At 41.8% G+C, this 3,009-nt stretch carries 3 protein-coding genes; 1 reads left to right on the top strand and 2 read right to left on the bottom strand.

Annotation, left to right across the window (positions count from 1 at the left end; genetic code table 11):
• Window positions 1-789 (top strand): transketolase-like TK C-terminal-containing protein (locus tag PLK24_RS10175; protein WP_324478801.1); only part of this gene is annotated, 789 nt, incomplete at its 5' end.
• A 65-nt stretch (window positions 790-854) separates the two neighbouring features.
• Here PLK24_RS10175 and PLK24_RS10170 read toward each other — a convergent pair.
• Window positions 855-1,652 (bottom strand): hypothetical protein, encoded by a 798-nt coding sequence (locus PLK24_RS10170; RefSeq protein ID WP_324478799.1) that lies wholly within the window; start codon window positions 1,650-1,652, stop codon window positions 855-857.
• An 89-nt stretch (window positions 1,653-1,741) separates the two neighbouring features.
• Window positions 1,742-3,009: caspase family protein (locus tag PLK24_RS10165; RefSeq protein ID WP_324478797.1), on the bottom strand; the 1,268-nt coding region annotated here is incomplete at its 5' end.

Here is a 3,009-nt window from a genome sequence, read left to right as displayed (position 1 = left end):
GGAAGAAACATAATGTTTGGTATTCGGGAGCATGCCATGGGAAGCATTCTTAACGGAATGGCACTTCATGGCGGTATTATTCCTTATGGTGCTACTTTCCTTACCTTTTCCGACTATATGCGACCGGCTATCCGTCTGGCAGCGCTTTCCAACCTCCATGTTATCTATGTATTTACCCACGACTCAATCGGTCTCGGTGAAGATGGACCAACCCATCAACCAGTAGAACATATCAGCAGCTTAAGAACAGTTCCTAACTTAATGGTTATCCGTCCCGCTGATGCCAACGAAACCGCTCAAGCCTGGAAAATAGCGGTTGGTGCCAAAAGTCCGGTGGCTTTAATTTTCTCCCGCCAGAAACTACCGGTGATCGATCAAACCAAGTACGCATCAGCTGAAGGGGTCGCTCGAGGAGCTTATGTTCTTGCTGATTGTGATTCTTCAACTCCTGATCTTATTTTGATTGCATCCGGTTCTGAGGTTGGACTTGCTTTAAAAGCTTACGAAAAAATGACAGCTGAGGGAACCAAAGTTCGAGTGGTCAGTATGCCATCCTGGGAACTTTTTGAGCAGCAATCGGAGGAATACCGTCATCAAGTTCTCCCGCTATCGGTTAAGAAACGGATTTCAATTGAAGCTGGAGTTCCAATTGGATGGGAAAGATATGTTGGGACGCAGGGAATTGTTATTGGAGTGAATCGATTTGGTGCATCGGCTCCTGGTGAGCTGGTCATGGAGAAATTTGGTTTCTCAGTAGAAAATATTATTCAGAAAGCCAAAAGTTTATAATCTTTTAAGCGGTATGAATTGTAGGCATGGGGAATCAATAAAAGAGCTTACCCCATGCCTCTTTTTTATTTTAAGGAATTTTTATAAGAAGTCATCATCCGGCTAAAAAAGTCTTTATATTTTTGCTGATAAGCTGAGGTTGGAGCCCAATATATAACAGCATTACCTAAATTGCTCTCGTAAAGCGAATATACCCAGGTTTCGATACACATTGTCATCTCGGTTCCTTGGAAATTTCCCTGTAGTTCATAACGAGCAATTGTTTCGCTCGCCCCATAGGAAGCTACCGCTTGGTTGGTGATATTTTGCTCGTCCTTATTGATAACTCGAATATTAGAAACAGTTGAGGAAAGCATTTGGACAATGGCGGCAACATAATCGGTGGCATTGGAATATCTCACGTAACTAATGATGTAAAGCCTAAAAGATACTAAACCACTGGCATCCTCATTCAAACTAACCATCCGATTGAAACTATCAGGAATAACCTGCCAGTTTTCCGGATATTCGATTTGGCCTCTTCCCACCTGATCCATGGTACCGACTATGTCTTTAAGATTATATTTTTTCCAGACTGCAGGGATTGGTTGTCCTTGATTTTGAGTTTGGTTGGGGTCAAGGATCTGAATTTGGCCAGGTTGAGGTGTACTTGGAATGGGAAGGGTCGGTTGCTGAGTGGGAGTTGCCGGTTGGCTTTGGGAGAAATCAAGAGTCGGGAGCTGGCCGGGAGTTTGACCGGTAGAAGGGGTAGGTTGGCCAACACCAGGAAGATTGAGAATATTTCCACTATTTTGGGCCAATCCCAATCCAGAAATCCAAGTTATCATGAAAGCAATAAAGATGACAAATCTTAATCTTTTCATATAATGGACTCCTCCTTTAGAGATGTTTTACTTTCTCCTGAAAATCCAGTAATGAATGAAGTATTATCAATAACACTTAAAATTTTCCCTTATTTCTTAATTTTCACTCCAGTGATAGCTGGCATGATCCAGGATTGGGCAGATTGATATTCTTCGGATGGGACGATTATAAGAAGGAGTACACCGGTTCCTGGATAGATTGCGGTCAGCAGAGCATAGTTTTTCTGATTTCGAGAATAAGTATAGGCTTTAACTATAGCATTATCATCTCCGACCTTGACTGCTACTTCCCATTGAAATGGTTGGCCGGCAACAATCTGGTTGACTTGCCCTTGAATATCAACCTCAGGTGGGTAATCAAACAAATATAGCTCACCATTGTTTGGGGTTGAATAGCGGGTTCCATATTGAATATCCTGTAAAAAGTTTATTCCGTTTGGTGGTGTAAAGATCAACTGTAATGTTTCATCGAAAGGTGTTATGTCCTGGTTGATAGTATATAAAGGAAAATTCAAACCTTGAGTGAAGGTTTGAGGGGTTTGGTCCCCTAAAGTTGGTACTTTTTCTTTTAAAAACTTTGAAACTTCATTGATAGTTATGTTTCCATCTCGATTATAATCAGCATTGGAGGTAAATCCATAAAGCTTGCTGGCTGATTTTTGATCTGAATCGAGCATAATATCACCACTCAGGGCATAGAGAAGTGAAAAAGTAAAGTACCCAGCTTTCACTATAACTGATTCGTAAGCACTTTCAGTTGCTGAGGATGCAGCTAATACTGCTACTCCAACATTTCGATAAAGGTCCCTAACTGCTTGTTCTTGACCTAAAAGACCCTGTTGATAAATGCCGACTGCAGCACCTGAGTGACAAGTATCTAAAATGATGGCCTGTTTTCTGGCTTTGACTCGATAGAAAAAATCAGAAATGAGATTTGAGGTAACCATATCTTGATCGAGTTGATAAATAGTTCGAGGCACAACAAAAACATTTGCCGGTAAAGCATAAAAGAAGGGGGGATCCCAACCTTCTTGACGGGAACTGCCATGACCACCCCAAAAAAATATTACCACATCCTCTTCTTGGGCTTGGTTAATAATGGTGTTCATCGCTTCCACTACCCGAGAACGGGTAGCATCCTCATTCACAAGGAGGGTTGGAATAACTTCCCGGTAAAGTAATCCCTGTTGAGTCACTAATGTTGCCACAAAGGTTTGAGCGTCATATCGAGGTGCAAAGAGATCATTTACCTGTGGGTCGTCATACTCACTCACCCCAACTGCCAGGATATATAATTTAGGAAGGAGCTTTTCTTTTTTACAGTGAACCTGGATTTCAGTCGGATTGGATTCGGTAT

This window comes from Atribacter sp., assembly GCF_035418125.1.
Lineage (GTDB): Bacteria > Atribacterota > Atribacteria > Atribacterales > Atribacteraceae > Atribacter > Atribacter allofermentans.
The sequence above is the reverse complement of the archived record's forward strand: the minus strand, read 5'-3'. Positions and strand labels throughout refer to the sequence as shown.

Excerpts from the sequence above, each read along its gene's own strand:
- PLK24_RS10170 (WP_324478799.1), bottom strand. The coding sequence starts at position 1,652 with ATGAAAAGATTAAGATTTGTCATCTTTATTGCTTTCATGATAACTTGG.